A 20,800-nucleotide genomic window follows, 5' to 3' on the forward strand; every position below is an offset into this window, starting at 1 on the left:
AATTGACTGTGCCAAAATCAAGTAAACTTGATTCTGATTGGTCACTCAGTTCATTGATAAATCTTTTTTGATTATCATCAACGAGTGCCCACACAGATTGATAGGTTTATATTGTTAAAGAGCGTTCCTGTCGAACAAGACCGTTAAGTCCGTGTCGCTAGGGGTGCGAATAATACGCTTTAGCTTTTAAGAGTCAAGAGTTATTTTTAACTATCTTTCTCTTTCAACTAGTAACTCGTTTGTGAGGCTTGCCTCACTCCGTGTCAGTGAGGCGGCATTATAGGGAGGTTTTACAATGTGACAAGTTCTTTTTTAAAATCACCTTTCATTCGCTTAAAAAGCCACCAATGTCGCGTTTTATTGAATAAAACTTCAACATTTGAAGGTTATCACAGCAATTGGTTGGAAAAACACCAAGCATAAACGTAAGATTGATGTGTCTATTTTGTTAATCCTAGACATCCTTCTTCTTTTACTTGATATGTAGTATTCCAATATGAACTCTAATAAATCGATTTTACTGGTTGCATCTCTTGCAATAATAGGCGCAATCCTTTTTTCTCTGGTCGCGCTTTCTCCCGCAATTACTTTTGTTCTTGGTGTTGTCTCTTCCGCTCTTGTTTTTAAATTTTTTGGCAGCAAAACGCTAACCGATGATGAGGAGTCAAAACTCTCAACGAAAACACTGTATGTCGGTAACTTGCCATACAAAGCGAATGAAGCTCATGTTCGTGAACTTTTTGCCAAATATGGAGAGGTCTTTGCCGTACGTTTGATGAAAGATAAGCGAACGGGCAAAAGGCGTGGATTTGGCTTTGTTGTGATGGCTTCTGCAAATGTAGATGGTGCTATTTCAGCTTTGAATGAGAAAGACTATATGCAGCGCACATTGAAGGTACGTGTGGCGAATGATCCTAAACATCCTGATGACGATATGTTTGAACAGGAGTAAAACCTAAGTGAGCTAATCGGCTATTGAGCGCGCTTTCTTCCCAAGGAGGTGCGCTTGATAATATCTTGTGTTGTTTGATTTTGCATTGTGGCTCGCTTTTCACACCCAATAGCTCTTGCACACGACGAGCAATAGCTTCTCCGGAATCAACTAGCACGACACTCTTCCCTAATACGGCTTGGATCTCTTCTTTTATTAATGGGAAGTGTGTACAGCCAAGGACCGCCACATCAATACGGTTCACCAAAGGGCTAAGAATCTCTTTTAATTCTGCAAGATCGACAGCTTTGCCCCTCAATTTTTCTTCTGCCATATCCACTAAGCGCGTTGACCCTAGCAATTCAACATTCTTGTCAGATGAGAAATCTCGAATCAAATCGTGAGTGTATTGACGAGTGATAGTCGCTGGGGTAGCAATGAGTCCCACGGCTTTATTTGCCAGTGACGAGGCCGGTTTAATCGCAGGGACAACCCCCACAACTGGTACAGCAAGACAAGAACGCAGCTTGGGTAAGACGATGGTGCTTGCGGTATTACAAGCAATAACGACCAAATCAATGCGCTCTTTCACAACGACATCGCTTACCAACCTAACCACACGCTTAATTAACACCTCTTGATTGAGCTCTCCATAAGGATAAGCTTCATTGTCAAACAGGTAGATGTAGTTTAATTGTGGTAGTTTGGCTTGGACCTCTTGATAAACCGATAACCCACCAACACCAGAGTCAAAGATAAGCACATTAAGCTGAGACGGTTGCGACACTCTGAGCACCTTATAATGAAAACGTTCCGATCATACTCGCTCTTTATCAATTGGCAATGCTCTTGCTCGGTATCTTTGGTGACAAAAACGCTCTTCCTGATCGATAGCTACTGGATCAACTGACAATAACGTCCTTTTTCATCATCACAGTTGCAAAGTAAAAACCGCCCAAAGGCGGTTTGAGGTGATTAGAATTGGTAAGAGCTTGTGAGCATAATTTTACGCCCATCTCCTGGGTAGTAAGCTCCCCAGTTGTTGGCATTTTCTGCATATTTTTTATCAAATGCATTATCGACACGTAGAGTCGCTGACCACTCTTTTTTGATATAACTTACCGCTAGGTTACTTAGCCAATATGCGGGCAACTTATCTAAGCTGTTTGATGTATCACCATCTTTATAACGAGAGCCCGTGTAAACACCTTCAACAAACAACTGCCATTCATAGCTAATATCATATGTTACAAATGCTCGCCCAGTATTGCGAGCGACCCAAGGCAATGTCTTACCTTTATCACCACCACTTGAAAATTCAGCATCAATAAGGTTGTACTCTAGCCCTAACTGAAGATTTTCATTTGCGTATAGATCGCCGCTAACACTAATACCATTCCGTTCAGATTCATCAGCATTGACGTTAGCGCCAGGAAAAAAGCCACCAATAGGTGTTGGTGCGCTGTTATCAAAAACAATCTCATCTTCTAGCTGTAGGTTAAATACGTCTATTTTAATACTGTAATCGTCCCCCAAAAGCCCCCAGCCAGCTTCTAAAGATTTACCTGTTTGAGGTTTCAAACCTAAAACACCGGGTGAGGTATAAGCTTGCTCGTCAATCTTAGCAAACCTAAAGTTCGTTTCTCCGCGCACATAAACTCGCTGAAACTGATTAATTTTGTAGTTAAGTCCGAGTTCGTAAGCATCCTGAGATTCAGATAGCTTTTCAGCCTCTGGGTAGATAGCACCATCGTACAACTCATCAGCGACGGAGCTGTATCTCGCACCAGTAGTCAATGTTAGGTTTGTGATAAGTGGATAATTTAACTGACCAAAAACACTATAATCATTTTGCTCATTGGCTCTGTCAGTTGATGAGGATTTGTACGAATGATCACTGTCGGTACCTTCTAAGCCAAAGAGAATATTACCTTCACCAGATTGAGTTGAGAACTGGTTTTCTAGGCTCACTGAACCAAATAACTGTTTGCTTTTGCTGGTAGTTGAACTACCCCAAGCTGAGCCAGAGCCTGACGTGTTATCGTAAATTACGTCTGTGCCAACAATCCACGAACCACTTATGTGACGTTTATAACCTGTACGAAGTGCTTTAGTAATTTCATGAGAGTAATCCGTTGGATTTGTCGAACCAGCCTGAGTTGGGTCTTGCTTATATTGTTCTTCGGTTAATGAGCCAACATATTCACGGTTGTTATCGTAATAGCTCGCTTCAACGAAAAACTCAGTTTTGTCTTGCTCATAGTTTAGTCGGCCAAGCAATGCACCAGTCTCACGCTTATTATGCTCACGATAGTTATCACTGTTGTCTTGGCTTGCACTCAAGAATAGGTTCCAACGTTCATTGAGCTGCTCAGAAACGTCAACACTACCCGCGATAGAATCAAAACTACCAACACTTACTGAAACATTGCCACCATCTTGATGGCCACCTTTAGTAATGATGTTGATGACACCACCCACCGCTTGATCTCCGTATAGCACGGCGGCACTACCAGATAGAACTTCGACACGTTCAATCTGCGAAATCAAAATAGAACTCACTTGAGGCGCAGACAGATCTTGTTTATTCAAACGACGTCCATCAACGAGAATAAATGTGTTGTTCGCTGCTTGTCCACCAGTAAAACCTCGGATGGCAAAGACGGGGCCACTGTTACTATCAGAAATCTGAATGCCTGCACGTGCTCGCAGTAACGTGTCTAAGCTCCTAGCTCCGCTTGCAGCAATATCGTCCGAATTGATCACAGTTACGTTAGCTGGAATGTCTTCGATAGAGTTGTTGAAGTCACTTTTAGCTAGAACGACCATCGTTTCATCAGTGGTAACGTCTTGAGCATAAGAAGAGGCATACGGAAGCAGCGATGCTATCGTCATCGCTAAAATAGATTTATTCATATTGTGATCCTAATTCGCGTAAGTCCTACCAAATCAACCAAACGGTGGTATAGATTTGGCTGCTGGCAGGTATTCGGACTTGAGAGCTCTTGACCTACTAACCCGACTTCCCACAGCATTTTCCTGCAGTGTCATATTGGGTGTTCGTTCTCTCTTACCGCTGCGCGTCAGTTCTGGATTCACACCAGATTCCCTTTTCGGCCATCTATACCGCTAGATAGCACCAGCTGAGGGCGATACTATGGCTCTATTGATAATTTGTCTAGTACTGATTGGTGTCAGCTATTTTTGTTAGCTCGCAATTAATGACTAATTCAGGACAAAACTGGACAAGCGCGAGGGATTGAATAAAATCTGCGCTCTTTATTATTTGAATGCACCATACCCAAGCAAAGGTAATACCATGGCGACTCTTGATGTAAACCCACAACACTACCAGCAACAGTTGGCGGAAAAGACCGAGCGTCTGACCCAAATGTTCGCACAATACAACATGCCTCAGTTGGAAGTGTTTGAATCACCAGAGCAGCATTACCGTATGCGTGCAGAATTTCGAGTTTGGCACGAAGGTGATGAGCTTTATTACATCATGTTCAACCAAGAAACGCGTGAAAAATACCGCGTTGACCAGTTTCCTGCAGCCAGTCGTTTAATTAATGATTTGATGCCACTTTTGGTCGATGCACTTAAAGGCAGCGACTCACTGCGTCGTAAACTTTTCCAAGTCGATTTTCTCTCCACTCTTAGTGGTGAAGTACTGGTTTCTCTGCTTTATCATCGCCAACTCGATGAAGAATGGATAACCCAAGCAAAAGCATTAAAACAGCGTCTCAATGATGAGGGATTCAACCTCAATTTGATTGGCCGTGCACGTAAAATGAAAGTCGTGCTAGATCGAGATTTTGTGATTGAGAAACTGAACGTACATGGTCAAAGTTACATTTATCAACAAGTGGAAAACAGTTTTACTCAACCAAACGGTACTGTTGCGCAAAAAATGTTGGAATGGGCCGTTGACTGCACACAAGAGAGCCAAGGCGATTTATTGGAGCTCTACTGTGGGAATGGTAACTTTTCACTGGCATTGGCGAAAAATTTCGAGCGAGTGCTCGCAACCGAATTAGCCAAACCTTCTGTTGATTCCGCGCAATACAACATTGCGGCGAATAAAATAGACAATGTGCAAATCATCCGCATGTCTGCCGAAGAGTTTACTCAAGCGATGGAAGGTCAACGTGAGTTTCGTCGTTTACAACAAGCGGGAGTTGATCTCAAAAGCTATCGTTGCAACACCATTTTTGTTGACCCACCGCGCTCGGGTATGGATATCGATACCTGTAAAATGGTGCAAGGCTACGAGCGGATTGTGTATATCTCCTGCAACCCAGAAACCTTAAAAGAGAATTTAGACACTCTATGTGAAACACACAAAGTGACTCGTTTCGCTCTATTCGACCAATTCCCTTACACCCACCACATGGAAGCAGGTGTAATGCTGGAGAAGATTAAATAAGACTTTTAATCAATATTTAAATTTCGATTTAATCGGCTTTCACGCATTCGTACTGACAACATTACCTATCATGCTGCTCGCTCTGACTAACGGTTTAATCAGAGCGGGCGATGCAGAGCCCATACGATAACCGTTGAGATCGCCGCTTACCTTCTGTCCCCAATGCAGAATCTCTGCATACTCACCCAATTCTACAATCAGTAGAGCCTGCCCACCGGTTAATTCAATCAATGGTTATCTGTCATTTTGTCTGACTTTGAAGCAGGAAATTACATCGCATCACAATGAATAGAACAAAATAATCGGTGAGCCAAACCAAATTCATGGGAACGTTTACAGATTGATTTTGATATAAACGTCAGATCCAAAGCCAATCTCATCAAGGAAAGTTCATCACTCGCCGTTAAAATTGCTTAAAAGTACATTCCAGAGAGGATAATCACACGAAAGAAGAATAAATCCGTTATTACTATGAAAATGTAAACCCCATCATGGAAACGTTTCCATATCTTATTTACACTAAGTAGCAAGCTAGGACTCAAAAAATAAAACGATTAGCTACTCTATGTATGGCACTGTTTTTGGCCGCGTTAGCGTCGACTACCAGAGCAAAAAAGTCATCCATTACGGTATTCACTACCGTAGTGCAACACGGTTAGAAACAAAAAATCAAGTAGGAAAACCATGAAGGCATTTTCAGATATTCTCCAACGACGTGACTGGGAAACCCCACAATCAGTGAATATTCACTGCTTAAAAGCACACAGCCCACTTTCCAGTTACCGAGATATTGACCATGCCCGTGACGACGTTTACGCCCAACGTCAATCGCTGAATGGCCAATGGAAATTCAAAGTGTTCGACTCGCCCGAACAAGTCGAAGGCGAGTTTATTCAAACCAAATTCAATGATACGAACTGGGATGAAATAACGGTTCCTTCCAACTGGCAGCTACAAGGCTACGACAAACCAATTTACACCAACGTAAAATACCCGTTTGAAGTAAACCCTCCATTCGTGCCCGCCGAAAACCCGACAGGTTGTTACCGCACTACGATTTCCCGCTCAGAAGCCGATCTTGCCAATACCCAGCGCATCATCTTCGATGGTGTGAACTCAGCATTCCACCTATGGTGCAACGGCACTTGGGTGGGATACAGCCAAGATAGCCGCTTGCCTTCCGAATTCGACTTATCACCCTACCTAGTGGCTGGCGAGAATACACTTGCCGTGATGGTGATGCGTTGGTGTGATGGCTGCTACCTAGAAGACCAAGACATGTGGTGGCTAAGTGGTATTTTCCGCGACGTAACTTTGCTTTCTAAACCGCAATACTGCATTGAAGATGTATTCGTCACGCCAGATTTGGATGCGTGTTATCGCGATGGTTCACTATCAATCGTGACGCACATTTCAGCGCCAGATTGTTACCAAGTGCAAGTGCAGCTCTTTGATGGTGAATGCGCAGTGACTGAGCCGCGAATTGATCGACCGCACAACCGCCGTATTGACGAGCGGGGCACATACGATGACGTAGTATTTCAAACATTGCATGTGCGTGAGCCAAACAAATGGAGCGCAGAAACCCCCAATCTATACCGCCTAGTCATTTCCCTATTAGATGAAAACGGCATGCATCTAGAGAGTGAAGCCTATCATGTGGGCTTTCGCAAAGTGGAAATCACTGATGGTCAGTTGAAACTCAACGGCAGGCCTTTGCTGATCCGTGGCGTTAACCGTCATGAGCATCATCCAGAGCTTGGGCATGTGATGACAGAAGAAGACATGATCCGCGACATCTGTTTGATGAAGCAATACAATTTCAACGCGGTACGTACAGCGCACTACCCAAATCACCCTCGTTGGTACGAACTGTGTGACCAATACGGCTTGTACGTGTGCGATGAAGCGAACATCGAAACCCATGGCATGCAGCCGATGAATCGCCTTTCGAGCAATCCACAATGGGCGCACGCATACATGAGCCGCTACACCCAAATGGTGATGCGCGATAAAAACCACCCTTCTATCATCATCTGGTCTTTGGGTAACGAGTCTGGCCACGGCAGCAACCACAATGCGATGTACGCTTGGTCGAAAAACTACGATCCGTCGCGCCCTGTTCAATATGAAGGTGGCGGTGCCAATACCGCAGCAACCGACATCATTGCGCCTATGTACGCCCGTGTGAATACAACGATTGCAGATGAAGCAGTACCAAAATGGCCAATCAAAAAATGGATTTCTCTACCCAACGAAACTCGCCCACTGATCTTATGTGAATACGCCCACGCAATGGGTAACAGTTTGGGGAGTTTTAATGAATATTGGCATGCATTCCGCGAGTTTCCTCGCCTTCAAGGCGGCTTTATCTGGGATTGGGTAGATCAAGGCTTGAGCCAATGGGACGAGAACGGCCAACACTTCTGGGCTTACGGTGGCGATTTTGGCGATAAAATCAATGACCGCCAGTTCTGCATCAACGGGTTGATCTTCCCAGATCGCACTGTGCATCCAACATTGGAAGAAGCCAAATACTGCCAGCGTATGATTCGCGTGTCGCTGCAAGAACAAGCGAAAGGATTCTGTCATCTATTAGTAACTAACGAAAACCTATTTCGTGCAACGGACAACGAGCAATTGAACTGGTCACTTTTGGAAGATGGCAAATTGATTCAATCTGGCTCTGTTGTGCTGAACATCAAAGCCGATAGCCAAGCAACCGTAGATATTGCTTTTGAATTTACACCTAAAGCAGAAGCGCGATACCACTTGAATACTGACATCACCTTAATGGCAGAAACACTTTGGGCACCCGCGGGACATGTGAGCGCTTCTGAGCAATTTGCGCTACGCAATACCTCAGGTCTCGCCATGCCTAAATTGGAAACGCAACCAGCCCCAGCGATAAGCCAGCAAAAAGGCATGATCGTAGTCACCAGCCTAAATGAGAAGCATCAATGGTGCTGGGATAGTCAAACAGGCTTGATGATTGATTGGCAAGTCGATGGCAAAGCGCAAATGCTGGCGGCACCGCAAGATAACTTCTTCCGTGCGCCACTGGATAACGATATTGGTGTGAGTGAAGTGGATAACGTAGATCCGAACGCTTGGGTATGCCGTTGGGATATGGCTGGTATTGGCCAATGGAAACGCGAATGTGTCAGTTGCCATAGCGACATGTTGGCGCATGCCGTGCAAGTAACATCAACTTTCGCTTACCAATTCAACGGTGCCGTGCAAGCCATCACCACTTGGACGCATACGCTGAAAAACAGTGGCGAAATGCAGCTGACCGTTGATGTGACACTTGCCGATGATCTACCACCCATGCCACGTATCGGCTTGGAGTTGCAATTGCCATTGCATGAGCAGAGTACACCAATCACTTGGCAAGGTTTAGGTCCGTTTGAGAACTACCCAGACCGCCTATCTGCAGCACGTTTTGGCTTGCACACGCAAACGCTAGAAGAGATGCATACTCCGTACATTTTCCCAACCGACAGTGGCTTGCGTTGTGGAACTCAATGGCTGCAAGTGAACGAACTGGCGATATCTGGCGATTTCCAATTTAGTGTCAGTCAATATGCTCAACAGACGCTGGCAAAAGCAAAACACACCTGTGATTTAATGGCAGAAAAAACCATTTATGTGCGCCTAGACCATCAGCACATGGGCGTGGGTGGTGATGATTCTTGGAGCCCTAGTGTGCACAAAGAATTCCAGCTAACTGGCAATAATTACGTTTACCGAATATCGTTCAAAGCAATTTCGCATCGTATTTAAAAACGCACCGATAACGGCTATCGCCACTTACAACGATTACGTGACAGCGGGATGCATGACGCTACGACAAGAAAACGGCGTCCACATCCCTGTGATATGTCTTTGATAGGCTTGGATGACGGTCACATCGCACGCTATATCTACCTAGTCATTGATGACTTAGTCGGCGTGATGGCGACCAAGAAAACCCAATTTTCTTCCAACCCAGAGTAGCAACAACAGCAATACGAGAATGGCGAAAAAGTTAGAACCAGAATCTGGATATTGTGCTTTGATAAATGCCGAATGACCAAAAGCACCGACAAAGAAACAGGCAAGCGCTACCAATGGAAGATCTTCCGCCACCGGATGGCGCAAATATTCTTGATACAACGCCTGCACAGAAAGCACTAATGCAATCAATGGGAAAATGGAGAACGGAACTTGGCTAATGGTTACCCAAGACAACAAAGCATCGCCGCACATACCTGCGATGAGCGCTAGCACAAGTGTTTTTCTTTCCGAACCACGATGGGTTGTGTTGTTTTCATTCGACATTACTCTATCCCCCCTTTGAGCCGATTACGTTCACGTTCTTTGCGATACCAAAATGCCCCTTTGGCTAGCATTCGCAACTGCATGATCAAACGTTCAGCAAGCTCATCTCGCTCACGTCGATCTAAATCTAAAGCTTCAGCGCCGGAGCTGAACACCAAAATAACGGAAGCTTCGGCCTGAGTTAATGCCTCGTCACGACCCATGCCTGTCGTCATCAAATACTCGGTGAGCTCTGCGGAAAAGTGCTGTATTTCTCGCACTACCGCGGCACGAAACTCGCAAGAAGTACCTGAGCGTTCTCGCAGTAATAGGCGAAACACATTGGGACTACTTTCAATAAATTCCATGAAGGTTTCAACCGACGTGCGAATCACACTGCCTTCTTTGACAATGCGCTGCCGTGCTTGGCGCATCAATTGACGCAGCAGTAAACCGCCTTCATCAACCATGGTTAAACCCAACTCATCCATATCTTTAAAATGTCGATAGAATGAGGTGGGCGCAATCCCCGCCTCGCGGGCCACTTCTCGTAAACTTAAGTTAGAAAAACTCCGATCGGCACTTAATTGGCTAAATGCTGCATCAATCAATGAACGACGTGTTTTTTCTTTTTGTAATGCGCGAATTCCCATCGATTTCATATTAAGTCGCTTCTCTTTTACTATCTGAGCCATACTATAACGTGATTGAGCACGTTGTCTAAGCCACAACATCGCCTCTTTGGACAAAGTGACCAATTAAACAGTCACCTAACCTAATTTCAATCACTCGCCACAGTAAGATGGACAAAGCAATAGCATAAAGTGGCATTTTCACCTCTCGAGCGTGATCCTCTCCACTCTCTGATGGCAACATCGTTTACCGCACTGATGGATCAGTTAAAATCTCGCTACAGCAATGTTAAACAAATACAACAAGGAATAGAGTATGGCGAACCAAAACCACTTCGATGTCATCGTAATTGGTAGCGGCCCGGGCGGAGAAGGCGCCGCAATGGGTTTGACTAAAGCGGGGTTTAATGTCGCCATTATCGAAAAAGAGAGTAGTGTTGGCGGAGGTTGTACCCATTGGGGCACCATTCCCTCCAAGGCGTTACGCCATGCGGTCAGCCGCATCATCGAATTCAACAGTAACCCTCTATTTTGTAAAAACAACACCAGTATTCATCTCACTTTTTCTGATATTTTAGGCCATGCTAAATCTGTGATTGATAAACAGACTCGCTTGCGCCAAGGCTTTTACGATCGCAATCAGTGTACGCTGATTTTTGGTAACGCTAAGTTTACTCACAAAAATACCGTGGCGGTTACGCACGCTGACGGCAGCATCGAAAAATACAGCGCCGACAAATTTGTGATTGCGACTGGCTCACGCCCTTATCAACCTGATGATGTTGATTTTACTCATGAACGAGTTTATGACAGCGATTCGATTCTCTCGCTTAAACACGATCCTCGCCACATCATCATTTATGGCGCAGGCGTCATTGGTTGCGAATACGCTTCGATTTTCCGCGGCTTAGGGGTCAAAACCGACCTCATCAATACCCGTGACCGCTTGCTGTCGTTTCTGGATAACGAAACGTCTGATGCACTCTCGTACCATTTTTGGAACAGCGGCATTGTGATTCGTAATGATGAAACCCATGAAAAGATTGAAGGCACTGACGATGGCGTGATCGTTCATTTGCAATCGGGCAAAAAAATGAAAGCCGACTGTATCTTGTACGCCAATGGACGCACGGGCAACACTGACAAATTGAACCTCAAAGCGGTGGGCCTGAATGCCGACTCACGTGGCCAACTGGCCGTCAATCGTAACTATCAAACCTCGGTGGAACACATCTACGCGGTCGGTGATGTAATTGGCTACCCAAGCCTTGCGAGCGCAGCCTATGATCAAGGTCGATTTGTCGCTCAAGCGATTGCTCATGGTCAAGCGCAAGGGCACTTAATTGATGACATTCCAACTGGGATTTACACCATTCCTGAAATCAGTTCAGTGGGCAAAACAGAGCAAGAACTCACCGCGGCCAAAATTCCGTATGAGGTTGGCCGCTCTTCGTTTAAACACCTCGCACGAGCACAAATTTCTGGCAAAGATATCGGCAGCTTGAAAATTTTGTTTCACCGAGAGACAAAAGAAATTTTAGGTATTCATGTGTTTGGAGAACGCGCGGCTGAAATCATCCATATCGGACAGGCAATTATGGAGCAAAAAGGCGAAGCCAATACCCTCGAATATTTCGTCAATACCACCTTCAATTATCCAACCATGGCCGAAGCCTACCGCGTGGCGGCGTTAAATGGCCTGAATCGATTGTTCTAATCATCGACCTAATTCTGCCTGCTAATGGAATGAAAGCCGCTAACGAGTGCGGCTTTCTTTTTGGTAACCTAGTGAGTGAAGTGCTTAGGGATAGGTTCGGTGATCAAGTGAGAAAAACACCGCGTCGCCATTGTGAGATAAATAGCACACCTAAACTGATGCCGCGCATTGCCATAAAGCTGAGCATCGCCATCCACAGGGCGTGATTACCCAAAGACTGAGCCAGATAGAAAACGCTGAAAAAACTGCACATCGCGACAAACATGCTGTTGCGCATCTCTTTACCTTTGGTCGCGCCGATAAAAATACCATCCAATAAAAAACACCACATCGCGGTTAACGGCATCGCCACCAGCCACGGTAGATAACGGTTAGCCGCTTGCTGAACTGCGTTAATGTCAGTGATCAGCGTGATCAACGCCGATCCCCACACCGCAAACATCACCGTTAACGCTAAACAGATTAGCGCACTCCAGAAAAAACTGCCGATCAGAGCACTTTTGAGCTGCGTCTCACTTTTTGCACCAATCGCTTTGCCAACCATGGCCTCCATCGCATAAGCAAAACCATCCATGCCATAGGAGATCATCATCAAAAAACTCATTAAGACAGCGTTAGCCGCCACGGTTTGATCACCAAAGGCCGCCCCTTGAAAGGTCATAAAGCTAAACGCCGCCTGCAAACAGAGTGAACGCAGGAAAATATCGCGATTCAATTTCACAAAGCGGCTAAGACCTTGTGTCACTAAAACACCTAGCTGCAGTGGCGAAGGGAGTTGATGCCGCAACCAATAGCGCCAAACACACAGTAAACCAAAGCTCATGCCCGCATAATCAGCGATAACCGACGCCAGCGCAGCACCTTCCACTTTCCAGCCGAAACCCAACACAAACAGAATGTCCAACGCGATGTTGGTTAAGTTAGTGATGATTACCATCCACATTGGCGCTTTGGCATTTTGCGTGGCTAACAGCCAGCCGAGCAGTACAAAGTTGGCCAATGCGGCGGGCGCACTCCACGCTCGAATCACAAAATACTGCAACCCATATTGCTTTACTTGCTCACTGGCACTGCTGGCTGAAAAAATCGCATCGCCAATCCATCGATGCAGAATCAAAAACAACAACGCAAATGCCAGTGCCATCAAGAGCCCTTGCAACAAGACTAACGCCAGTTTTTGTGACGATTGTTCACCGTATGCTTGCGCCGCAAGGCCTGTGGTCGACATTCTTAAAAAGCCGAGTAACCAGAAAGTGACACTGACTACCGTACCGCCAAGTGCCACACCACCTAAATACCAAGCGTGTTCCAGATGACCGATCACCGCCGCATCAACTAAACCTAACAGCGGTACGGTAATATTGGACAGCACCATAGGTATCGCCAGTAGCAACACTTGTCGATGTACGGAACGGTTCGATAACGTTTGTAAAATAGATTGCAACACGTTGACCTCTCATGGGTGAGAGCAAAGTGTAGCGGAGTGATAGGAGGACGGCTAGCGGTTACTCACCAACGGACATAAACTAAAACGGGTGTTAAGCGCAGCTTGTAAACCATCACCTTACTTAACCAACGTTGCCATAATTTCCAGCGGCCACAATGTTGATCGAGCGGTGAAAACGTTTTTGCCGACGAAGCCCAAGGCAAGACATTGAGTACCGCTTCGGTTGGATTAGCAAAACCATGTCCGTAATGGCCTGAGCCCATTTTCTGACCTAAAGCGGAAGCAGTTTTGTCTCCAGCCAGCATTAAACAAGCCGCCGCATTAGAAAAATGCAAACCCAATGCGCGGATAAAATAGGTGAGTTGCTGCGCCGTACAATCTAATAACGCATGCTCACAAACGATTAAAACGGCTGAGGATTCCGCAATAGGCAATCCATCCAACCACTGAAGATCATCGACACTGCCACACACATGTTGATAACGCTCACTGCGATGAAACAATTTCTGCCGCCACAGCAGGTTTTCGGTGATATCGAGTTCTATCCAATGGCAACGCCCGTTGTCTACCCGATAAAAACGGGTATCTAACCCTGCACCGACATTAATGATCCATCCATCAGGGTTACGCTCAATAAACGCGCGCACTTGTTGATCGCACAATTGCGTTAAGGTGGCATGCAGTAATTGTTTTTGATCGATATCACCGCTTAAACATTCGGGGGCTAAGTGACAGCTCTGGCAGGCCTTTGCAGCGATCGGATCATACACTAACCCGTTATCAACCAAACTTTCGCGGCTACGAAACCACAACGGTTGAACTAAATTGGTTGGAATATGATGACGTGGGGTTAGTGAATGTTTATCGGTAGGCATTACCATCTTCCTTATGTCGCAACTCGATGTAACAACAAAGAAGATGATAATGAATATCAGTTAGAATAACAAGTTATTGAGAATGGATCTCAATAATAAATTACATCCAATCGGTATTGCGAATAATGCCGACGGCCACACCTTCAATGGTGAGCTGCTGAGATTTAAGATCCACTTCAATCGGTGAGAACGCTTCATTCTCTGCGTGCAATAACACGGTAGAGCCTTTGCGTTCTAGACGTTTTACCGTCACATCATCTTCAACACGCGCCACCACCACTTGCCCATTACGCACATCTTGTGTTTTATGCACTGCGAGTAAGTCACCGTCCATAATGCCAATATCTTTCATACTTTCGCCTTGCACACGCAGTAAGAAATCCGCTTGAGGGCGAAACATATTGGGATCCACTTGGTAATGCGCTTCGACATGCTCTTGCGCCAAAATAGGCTCTCCCGCCGCGACTCGACCAATTAAAGGCAGGCCAAGATCTTCTGGCTCATTGGCAGCTTCAAGTAAGATACGCAACCCACGAGAGGCACCCGGAATAATTTCAATCGCTTGTTTACGAGCCAGTGCTTTTAAATGCTCTTCTGCGGCATTGGCGGAACGAAAACCCAGCTCGCGTGCGATTTCAGCGCGAGTCGGTGGCATTCCGGTTTCGTCGATCTTACTGCGGATAAGATCAAATACTTGTTGCTGGCGGGGCGTTAACGGCTTCATATCTCACCTGTCTGTTTATACAGTTAACTGTGAGTATATCCAGTAATCGAATAAATGGAAGAGCGGACGCTTATTTTTTGGCTATTTACAAAAAATGCCGCAATCGACCGATAAATACCTCACCGATTCACTCACCGCGCTCGCAAGTGATGCTGTTTTACTAAACAATAATGATTAAAAGGTTTGACCAGTTTCTGGTATCCTTGCGGCTCAAAAATAGCTAGCCGCTTCGGCGCATATCGATTTCTCTGAGTATCAACTCACAGGGAAATGGACATGCGCTTAAGCATATTGAAATATTCTTGAGGCGACGACCTTTATGTCTTCTGGACACTCATTATCTCGTTCACTACTAAAATTACCTTTGTCTGCGTTGGTCAAAGGCACGGCGATCCCTTCTAATCCAATAGAAGACCACGGCATTGATATTCACAAGCCGATTGTTTACGCCTTACCTTTTCGCTCAAGTGTTGATTTGCTCACCTTGCAAACTCACGCCAAAGAACTGGGTTTACCTGATCCGCTGCAACCACTTGAGCTAAACGGCAAAAGTTTTGCCCGTTATGTTTTCATCTCGGCGCGCCCAACCTTGATGCGCAATGATCAGCACGTTCCTAGTGACTCTATCGCTCTTTTTTCTGAACTGCTTGAGCTACATAAGTTTGATACGGAATTGGACGTTCAAATGATCCCAGCGACGGTGCTTTGGGGACGTAAACCAGGTAAAGAGGGGCAAGAGAAACCCTATCTCCAAGCCTTAAATGGCCCACAAAAAGCACTCGCGGTAATTTTTGCTGGACGCGATTGCATGGTGCGCTTTAGCCCCGTCGTTTCACTGCGCTATATGGCTGATTCACACGGCACCGACGAATCTATCGCGCATAAATTGGCACGAGTGGCTCGTATTCATTTCTCTCGCCAAAAGCTGGCAGCTTCTGGGCCAAATTTGCCCAATCGCCAAGCGCTGTTTAACCGCCTAATTAAATCACAAGCGATTGAAAAAGCGATTGAAGATCAAGCGAAAGCCAACAATATCTCCCTCGAAAAAGCGCGCAAAGAAGCGCATGACATCATGGATGAGATTGCCGCTGATTTCTCTTACTCCTTAATCAAGAAAGGAGAACGCATACTGGGCTGGTTATGGAACCGCATTTACCAAGGGCTTAATATAAATAATGCCGCCACCGTACGTCGCCTTGCGCAAGATGGACACGAGATTGTCTATGTCCCTTGCCACCGCAGCCATATGGATTATCTCTTACTTTCTTATGTGCTGTATCGCGAAGGTATGGTGCCACCGCATATTGCCGCCGGAATCAACTTGAATTTTTTCCCAGCAGGTCCGATTTTCCGCCGTGGCGGCGCATTCTTCATTCGTCGCAGCTTTAAAGGCAATAAGCTCTATTCGACCATTTTCCGCGAATATCTGGCCGAGCTATTTGCCAAAGGCTATTCAGTTGAATATTTCAGCGAAGGTGGCCGTTCACGCACTGGCCGTTTACTGCCAGCGAAAACAGGCATGCTGGCGATGACCATCCAAGCCATGTTGCGCGGCCTTAACCGCCCGGTGACCCTCGTGCCGGTTTATATCGGTTATGAACACGTGATGGAAGTAAGCACTTACGCCAAAGAGCTACGCGGCAAAAGTAAAGAGAAAGAAAATGCGGGTTTAGTGCTGCGCACGATTCGCAAGCTGCGTAATTTTGGCCAAGGCTATGTCAATTTCGGCGAACCGATCCCGTTGAACCAATACCTTAACGAGCAAGTGCCAGAATGGACGCAAGATATTGACCCTATGGGCAGCACCAAGCCGCAGTGGATCAACCCTATTGTTAACCAACTGGCCACCAAGATGATGACGCACATTAACGATGCGGCGGCGGCCAATGCCTTAACTTTGTGTGCCACCGCATTACTTGCTTCACGCCAAAGCGCACTGGCTCGTGACAATTTGGTTAAGCAAATCGACTGCTATTTATCGCTACTAAATAACGTGCGCTACTCAGCAACCTGCACTGTGCCTAAAGCCAGTGCGGAAGAACTGGTTAACCATGCACAGTCGCTCGACAAGTTTGTAATTGAATCCGATACCATGGGTGAGATTATTTCTCTTGACCGCAATCAGTCGATTTTGATGACCTACTATCGCAATAACATCATTCATCTGTTTGCCATTCCCTCACTGATTGCGCAGATGTTGATCCGCCAGCAAACGCTATCACTAGAGCAGATAACCGCCAATGTGGCACTGATTTATCCCTTCTTAAAGCAGGAGCTGTTTTTAAGCTTTGCGCAAGATGAACTCGCAGATGTAGTCAACGCTTACGTTAACGAACTGCAACGTCAACAATTAGTAACGCTAGAAGAGGGTGTCGTGGCTATTAATCAAGCCAAAACACAAGTGTTGATGCTGCTCGGTCGTACCATTTCAGAAACCCTACAACGCTACGCGATTGCTCTCAATCTATTGGTTGCCAACCCTGAAGTGGGCAAATCTGATTTAGAGCAAAAAAGCCAAGAAATTGCACAACGTCTTGGCCGTTTGCATGGCATCAATGCCCCTGAGTTTTTTGATAAAGGGGTATTCTCCGCCATGTTTGTCACGCTCAAAGAGCAGGGCTATTTGGATGTTGATGGCAATTGCCATTTAGAACCAACCGTTCAGCTAGCACGCCTACTTTACTCGATGCTCTATCCTGAAATTCGCTTAACCATTCAAGAAAGTCTCTGCCAAGCGAACTAATCGGTCGTAAGAAACAGTAAAGGCATCCCAATGGATGCCTTTACTTTATTCGTGAAGTACTTACAAAAACTAGTGAACTACTTACCAAAACGCAAAAAGCAGGCCCAACGTTAACACCATGCCAACGTGATTGTTATTGAGAAAAGCGTGGAAGCATAAATCACGATCACGATGACGAATTAAACGCTGCTGATAAACAAACAGAGCCGCTGCAGCCAATACTGACCAATAAAAACTCGCCCCTAACTGATAATAGCCACCAAGTGCGATCATCAACGCCAGTACCAATAACTGTAAAATGCCGATGATGATTTTATCAAAACGACCAAATAAAATAGCGGTCGATTTGACTCCGATATTGATATCGTCATCACGATCAACCATCGCATACTGCGTATCATACGCCACAGTCCACAACGCATTGATCAAAAATAGCCCCCACATCACCGCTGGCAATTCGTTGGCTTGCGCCGCCCATGCCATCGGAATAGACCAACTAAAGGCCAGCCCTAATACCAACTGCGGAAGGTGTGTATAACGTTTCATGAACGGATAAACAAACGCTAATGCGATACCAACAAAGGAGAGCTGAACCGTGAGTGGATTCATGGTCAAAACCAGCAGGAAAGAAGTGATACCTAGCGTTAAAAACAGTGCAATCGCCTCTTTGGTTGTCACACTCCCGGCAGGCAAAGGCCGCTGTTTGGTTCGTTTAACATGTCCATCGACTCTGCGATCGGCAAAATCGTTGATCACGCAACCCGCTGAGCGCATCAACAACACCCCCAACACGAATACCAATAATACTTTAGGATCGGGGAAACCTTGCGCGGCTAAAATCAATGCCCATAAGGTTGGCCACAACAATAGCAAAGAACCAATTGGCCGGTCCATGCGCATCAGTTGCCAATAAGCACGCGCCTTAACCAAAGTCATGACACTCTCTCCTTAGAGTAAATCGGTGAAAAGGGTAAAAACAGCTCCGCAACTAACATCGGTTTATTATTCATCCATAATCGTGAACGGCGTGCAAGCAACGGCCCCTCTTCCATCATTGCCCAGCCCACTTGTAGTGCGTCACGCTTAACGTGCTCAGCACGAAAAACCGTTAACCCAAGCGGGATATCACCTTGGCGCGCTAAGTCATATTGCTGACCCAGCATCGAAGATTGAGGAATTAAAGTACGGCCTAAAACCCATGGCTGTTGATCACCACGCAGCACAACCTGACGTAACAAACAGGCTTCATCAGATAACAGAGCCATCTCATCGCCCTGTAATTTTTCTGCCTCAACGAGCTTATTGTGCAGTAGTTCAACGCTCAGTTGCTGACACTGCGCCTCTAACACGCGAGATAATGATCCTTGCTCTAAAAGCCAAGACTGAGAAACCTGATCAGGAAAAGAAAAAACGTCAGGTTGTTGCCAAATTACTTCTCGCAAAGCAGACAGATAGAGCGAAATTGATTGATTCATACTAGTATTCAATTAGTGGCTTTATCAACATACAATAAAGGTCCATTTTTGGTTAACACAACCATAAAAAGCGCTCACTCACAGAATCCCTCGGTTGGAGGTTAAAAACCCGCTTGTAAAAACGGGAAGCGACAACTGCGGTATATTCCAAACAACGAGATAAGCATTTTGATTACAATCCGATGCTCTATTGTAACAAGACTCAAGCGATTCGAGTATCGTGAACCAACTAAAGAAAAGATAGAAATATGCTTAAACGTTATGTAGCCCAAATAATTATCGCTCTAAGCTTGTTTTGTGCGTTACCAAGTTATGCACAAGATGAAAAAGCGCCTAGGCTGGCGTACTTTACCTTAGAGCCGGATCTCACCACCAACTTTTTCACTAAAGGAAATAAGTTAGGTTACATCCAAGTTCGTATCGACGTGATGGTATCCAGCGACGCCGATTTACCCGCCGTTGAACGGCACCAACCACTGATTCGTGATGCCATCGTCGAGCTACTCGGTAAACAGACCGAAGAGACGATAAAATCACTCGCAGGTCGGGAAGATTTAAGAAAAACGTTGGTCACAGAGCTCAACGCGGTGTTACTGCCTGAAATAGGCCGAACCATTATTGCTGACCTACTGTTTACTAAATACATCTATCAATAGAGCAGCAATTGTCGCTCTATTGATGTTTTTGCTTAACGAGTTCGATGACGGCTGGCGTCATTTAATCCAAAGGCGATTCCTGCAAATAGACCCGCTAAATGCGCGCTGTTGGCAATCGCCATAAAGGGTTGCACAAAGCCGAGCACCAACCACACCAGCATGAAACCGATCACGGGTTTGGGCATTTGCAAGCCAAGATGAGGGGCTTTCCAACCTAGCATCCATAGATAACCGACCAACGCATAGACCACACCCGATAAACCACCAAAATTGGCACCTTCAACCCAGTACTGAGCCGCACCGGACAACAGTGCTGACACTAAAAATAGCTGTCCAAGTTTGAATGAGCCAAGCCGTTTTTCAACATCGCCCCCCAACTGCCACCACCATAACAAGTTAAAGACGATGTGCAGCACAGAGAAATGAAGTAAAGCATGACTAAACCAGCGCCAAATCTGCCATTGCTGCCCAGCTAAGGCGGGAAAATGTAATGCGGAAAATACTTGATTGGCTAGCCCAAACTGCTGCAATGCAAAGATAATGGCGCATACCATCATCACGCCCAGTGTTAAAGGCCCAGCTTTGGCTTTGAGCATCGCCAACATGCTCGGTGAACGATATTGAAAGTGACTTTTGCGGCTTTCAGCCACATCCCATGAAGCGGCTTGATACTTTCTATCATTTGGATTGTGCAGAAAATGGTTGAGTTCCGCTTCGGCTTCAATCTGATGTTGCTCATCAAGTAACCATAACGCAAATTGACCACTCCCTTCCGGCATCATTTGAATCTCAATTTCACGAGAGGCCATGTAATCAATAAAGGCTTGCGCCATTCTTGGGTTATTGAGCGTGATCAGTCTTAACATAAG

17 protein-coding genes and 1 riboswitch are annotated in these 20,800 nt (G+C 45.7%); of the genes, 6 read left to right on the forward strand and 11 right to left on the reverse strand.

What is annotated here, in order from left to right; genetic code table 11:
• The first annotated feature begins 496 nt into the window (after positions 1-496).
• Positions 497-952 carry an RNA recognition motif domain-containing protein gene (locus tag AACV12_RS01810; RefSeq protein ID WP_017044858.1) on the forward strand — a complete coding sequence of 152 codons (456 nt, stop codon included), beginning with the start codon at positions 497-499 and terminating at the stop codon, positions 950-952.
• On the opposite strand, the gene murI is transcribed toward AACV12_RS01810, so the two are convergent.
• Both murI and AACV12_RS01820 read right to left on the reverse strand, forming a co-directional pair.
• Positions 915-1,718, reverse strand: a complete 804-nt coding sequence (gene murI, locus AACV12_RS01815; RefSeq protein WP_026028593.1) for a glutamate racemase — start codon at positions 1,716-1,718, stop codon at positions 915-917. The two genes, AACV12_RS01810 and murI, sit on opposite strands and share 38 nt — an antisense overlap.
• A gap of 188 nt (positions 1,719-1,906) precedes the next feature.
• Positions 1,907-3,847 (reverse strand): TonB-dependent receptor, encoded by a 1,941-nt coding sequence (locus tag AACV12_RS01820; RefSeq protein ID WP_170901370.1) that lies wholly within the window; start codon positions 3,845-3,847, stop codon positions 1,907-1,909.
• Positions 3,848-3,894: 47 nt separating this feature from the next.
• Positions 3,895-4,090, reverse strand: a riboswitch (cobalamin riboswitch).
• 160 nt (positions 4,091-4,250) lie between these two features.
• Here AACV12_RS01820 and trmA point away from each other — a divergent pair.
• Positions 4,251-5,360, forward strand: coding sequence for a tRNA (uridine(54)-C5)-methyltransferase TrmA (trmA, locus tag AACV12_RS01825; protein WP_026028859.1), 1,110 nt, complete (start codon positions 4,251-4,253; stop codon positions 5,358-5,360).
• Between the two features lie 39 nt (positions 5,361-5,399).
• Here the strand turns inward: trmA and AACV12_RS01830 are convergent, their stop codons facing one another.
• Positions 5,400-5,591 (reverse strand): hypothetical protein, encoded by a 192-nt coding sequence (locus AACV12_RS01830; RefSeq protein WP_017042077.1) that lies wholly within the window; start codon positions 5,589-5,591, stop codon positions 5,400-5,402.
• Positions 5,592-6,044: 453 nt separating this feature from the next.
• Between AACV12_RS01830 and AACV12_RS01835 the strand changes: the two genes are divergently transcribed.
• Positions 6,045-9,146, forward strand: coding sequence for a beta-galactosidase (locus tag AACV12_RS01835; RefSeq protein WP_170901372.1), 3,102 nt, complete (start codon positions 6,045-6,047; stop codon positions 9,144-9,146).
• 159 nt (positions 9,147-9,305) lie between these two features.
• Here AACV12_RS01835 and AACV12_RS01845 read toward each other — a convergent pair whose 3' ends face one another.
• Both AACV12_RS01845 and fabR read right to left on the reverse strand, forming a co-directional pair.
• Positions 9,306-9,683: a YijD family membrane protein gene (locus AACV12_RS01845; protein ID WP_017042075.1), complete on the reverse strand. Its 378-nt coding sequence runs from the start codon at positions 9,681-9,683 to the stop codon at positions 9,306-9,308.
• Positions 9,683-10,324, reverse strand: coding sequence for an HTH-type transcriptional repressor FabR (gene fabR / locus AACV12_RS01850; RefSeq protein WP_017048583.1), 642 nt, complete (start codon positions 10,322-10,324; stop codon positions 9,683-9,685). Before fabR ends, AACV12_RS01845 begins: the two co-directional genes overlap by 1 nt.
• A 286-nt stretch (positions 10,325-10,610) precedes the next feature.
• Between fabR and sthA the strand changes: the two genes are divergently transcribed.
• On the forward strand, positions 10,611-12,011 hold the full coding sequence (sthA, locus tag AACV12_RS01855) for a Si-specific NAD(P)(+) transhydrogenase (RefSeq protein ID WP_017048582.1): 1,401 nt from the start codon (positions 10,611-10,613) through the stop codon (positions 12,009-12,011).
• Between the two features lie 103 nt (positions 12,012-12,114).
• On the opposite strand, the gene dinF is transcribed toward sthA, so the two are convergent.
• The 3 genes from dinF to lexA all read right to left on the reverse strand — a co-directional run bounded on the left by dinF (position 12,115) and on the right by lexA (position 15,057).
• Positions 12,115-13,458, reverse strand: coding sequence for an MATE family efflux transporter DinF (gene dinF, locus AACV12_RS01860; RefSeq protein WP_013855482.1), 1,344 nt, complete (start codon positions 13,456-13,458; stop codon positions 12,115-12,117).
• Between the two features lie 62 nt (positions 13,459-13,520).
• Positions 13,521-14,339: a class I SAM-dependent methyltransferase gene (locus AACV12_RS01865; protein ID WP_017044869.1), complete on the reverse strand. Its 819-nt coding sequence runs from the start codon at positions 14,337-14,339 to the stop codon at positions 13,521-13,523.
• Between the two features lie 94 nt (positions 14,340-14,433).
• Positions 14,434-15,057, reverse strand: coding sequence for a transcriptional repressor LexA (gene lexA, locus AACV12_RS01870; protein WP_026028591.1), 624 nt, complete (start codon positions 15,055-15,057; stop codon positions 14,434-14,436).
• Between the two features lie 319 nt (positions 15,058-15,376).
• On the opposite strand from lexA, the gene plsB reads away from it, so the two are divergent.
• Positions 15,377-17,800 carry a glycerol-3-phosphate 1-O-acyltransferase PlsB gene (plsB, locus tag AACV12_RS01875; RefSeq protein WP_013855485.1) on the forward strand — a complete coding sequence of 808 codons (2,424 nt, stop codon included), beginning with the start codon at positions 15,377-15,379 and terminating at the stop codon, positions 17,798-17,800.
• An 81-nt stretch (positions 17,801-17,881) separates the two neighbouring features.
• On the opposite strand, the gene ubiA is transcribed toward plsB, so the two are convergent.
• On the reverse strand, positions 17,882-18,736 hold the full coding sequence (ubiA, locus tag AACV12_RS01880) for a 4-hydroxybenzoate octaprenyltransferase (protein WP_088720706.1): 855 nt from the start codon (positions 18,734-18,736) through the stop codon (positions 17,882-17,884).
• Positions 18,733-19,287: a chorismate lyase gene (locus tag AACV12_RS01885; RefSeq protein ID WP_013855487.1), complete on the reverse strand. Its 555-nt coding sequence runs from the start codon at positions 19,285-19,287 to the stop codon at positions 18,733-18,735. Before AACV12_RS01885 ends, ubiA begins: the two co-directional genes overlap by 4 nt.
• Positions 19,288-19,523: 236 nt before the next feature.
• Between AACV12_RS01885 and AACV12_RS01890 the strand changes: the two genes are divergently transcribed.
• On the forward strand, positions 19,524-19,931 hold the full coding sequence (locus AACV12_RS01890) for a flagellar basal body-associated protein FliL (RefSeq protein WP_013855488.1): 408 nt from the start codon (positions 19,524-19,526) through the stop codon (positions 19,929-19,931).
• A 32-nt stretch (positions 19,932-19,963) separates the two neighbouring features.
• Here the strand turns inward: AACV12_RS01890 and glpG are convergent, their stop codons facing one another.
• The gene (glpG, locus tag AACV12_RS01895) at positions 19,964-20,797 is read right to left on the reverse strand and encodes a rhomboid family intramembrane serine protease GlpG (RefSeq protein WP_047690446.1); all 834 of its coding nucleotides are present in this window, start codon (positions 20,795-20,797) and stop codon (positions 19,964-19,966) included.
• Between the last annotated feature and the right edge of the window lie 3 nt (positions 20,798-20,800).

Source organism: Vibrio sp. 2-2(8) (assembly GCF_963888495.1).
Taxonomy (GTDB): Bacteria; Pseudomonadota; Gammaproteobacteria; order Enterobacterales; family Vibrionaceae; genus Vibrio; species Vibrio anguillarum.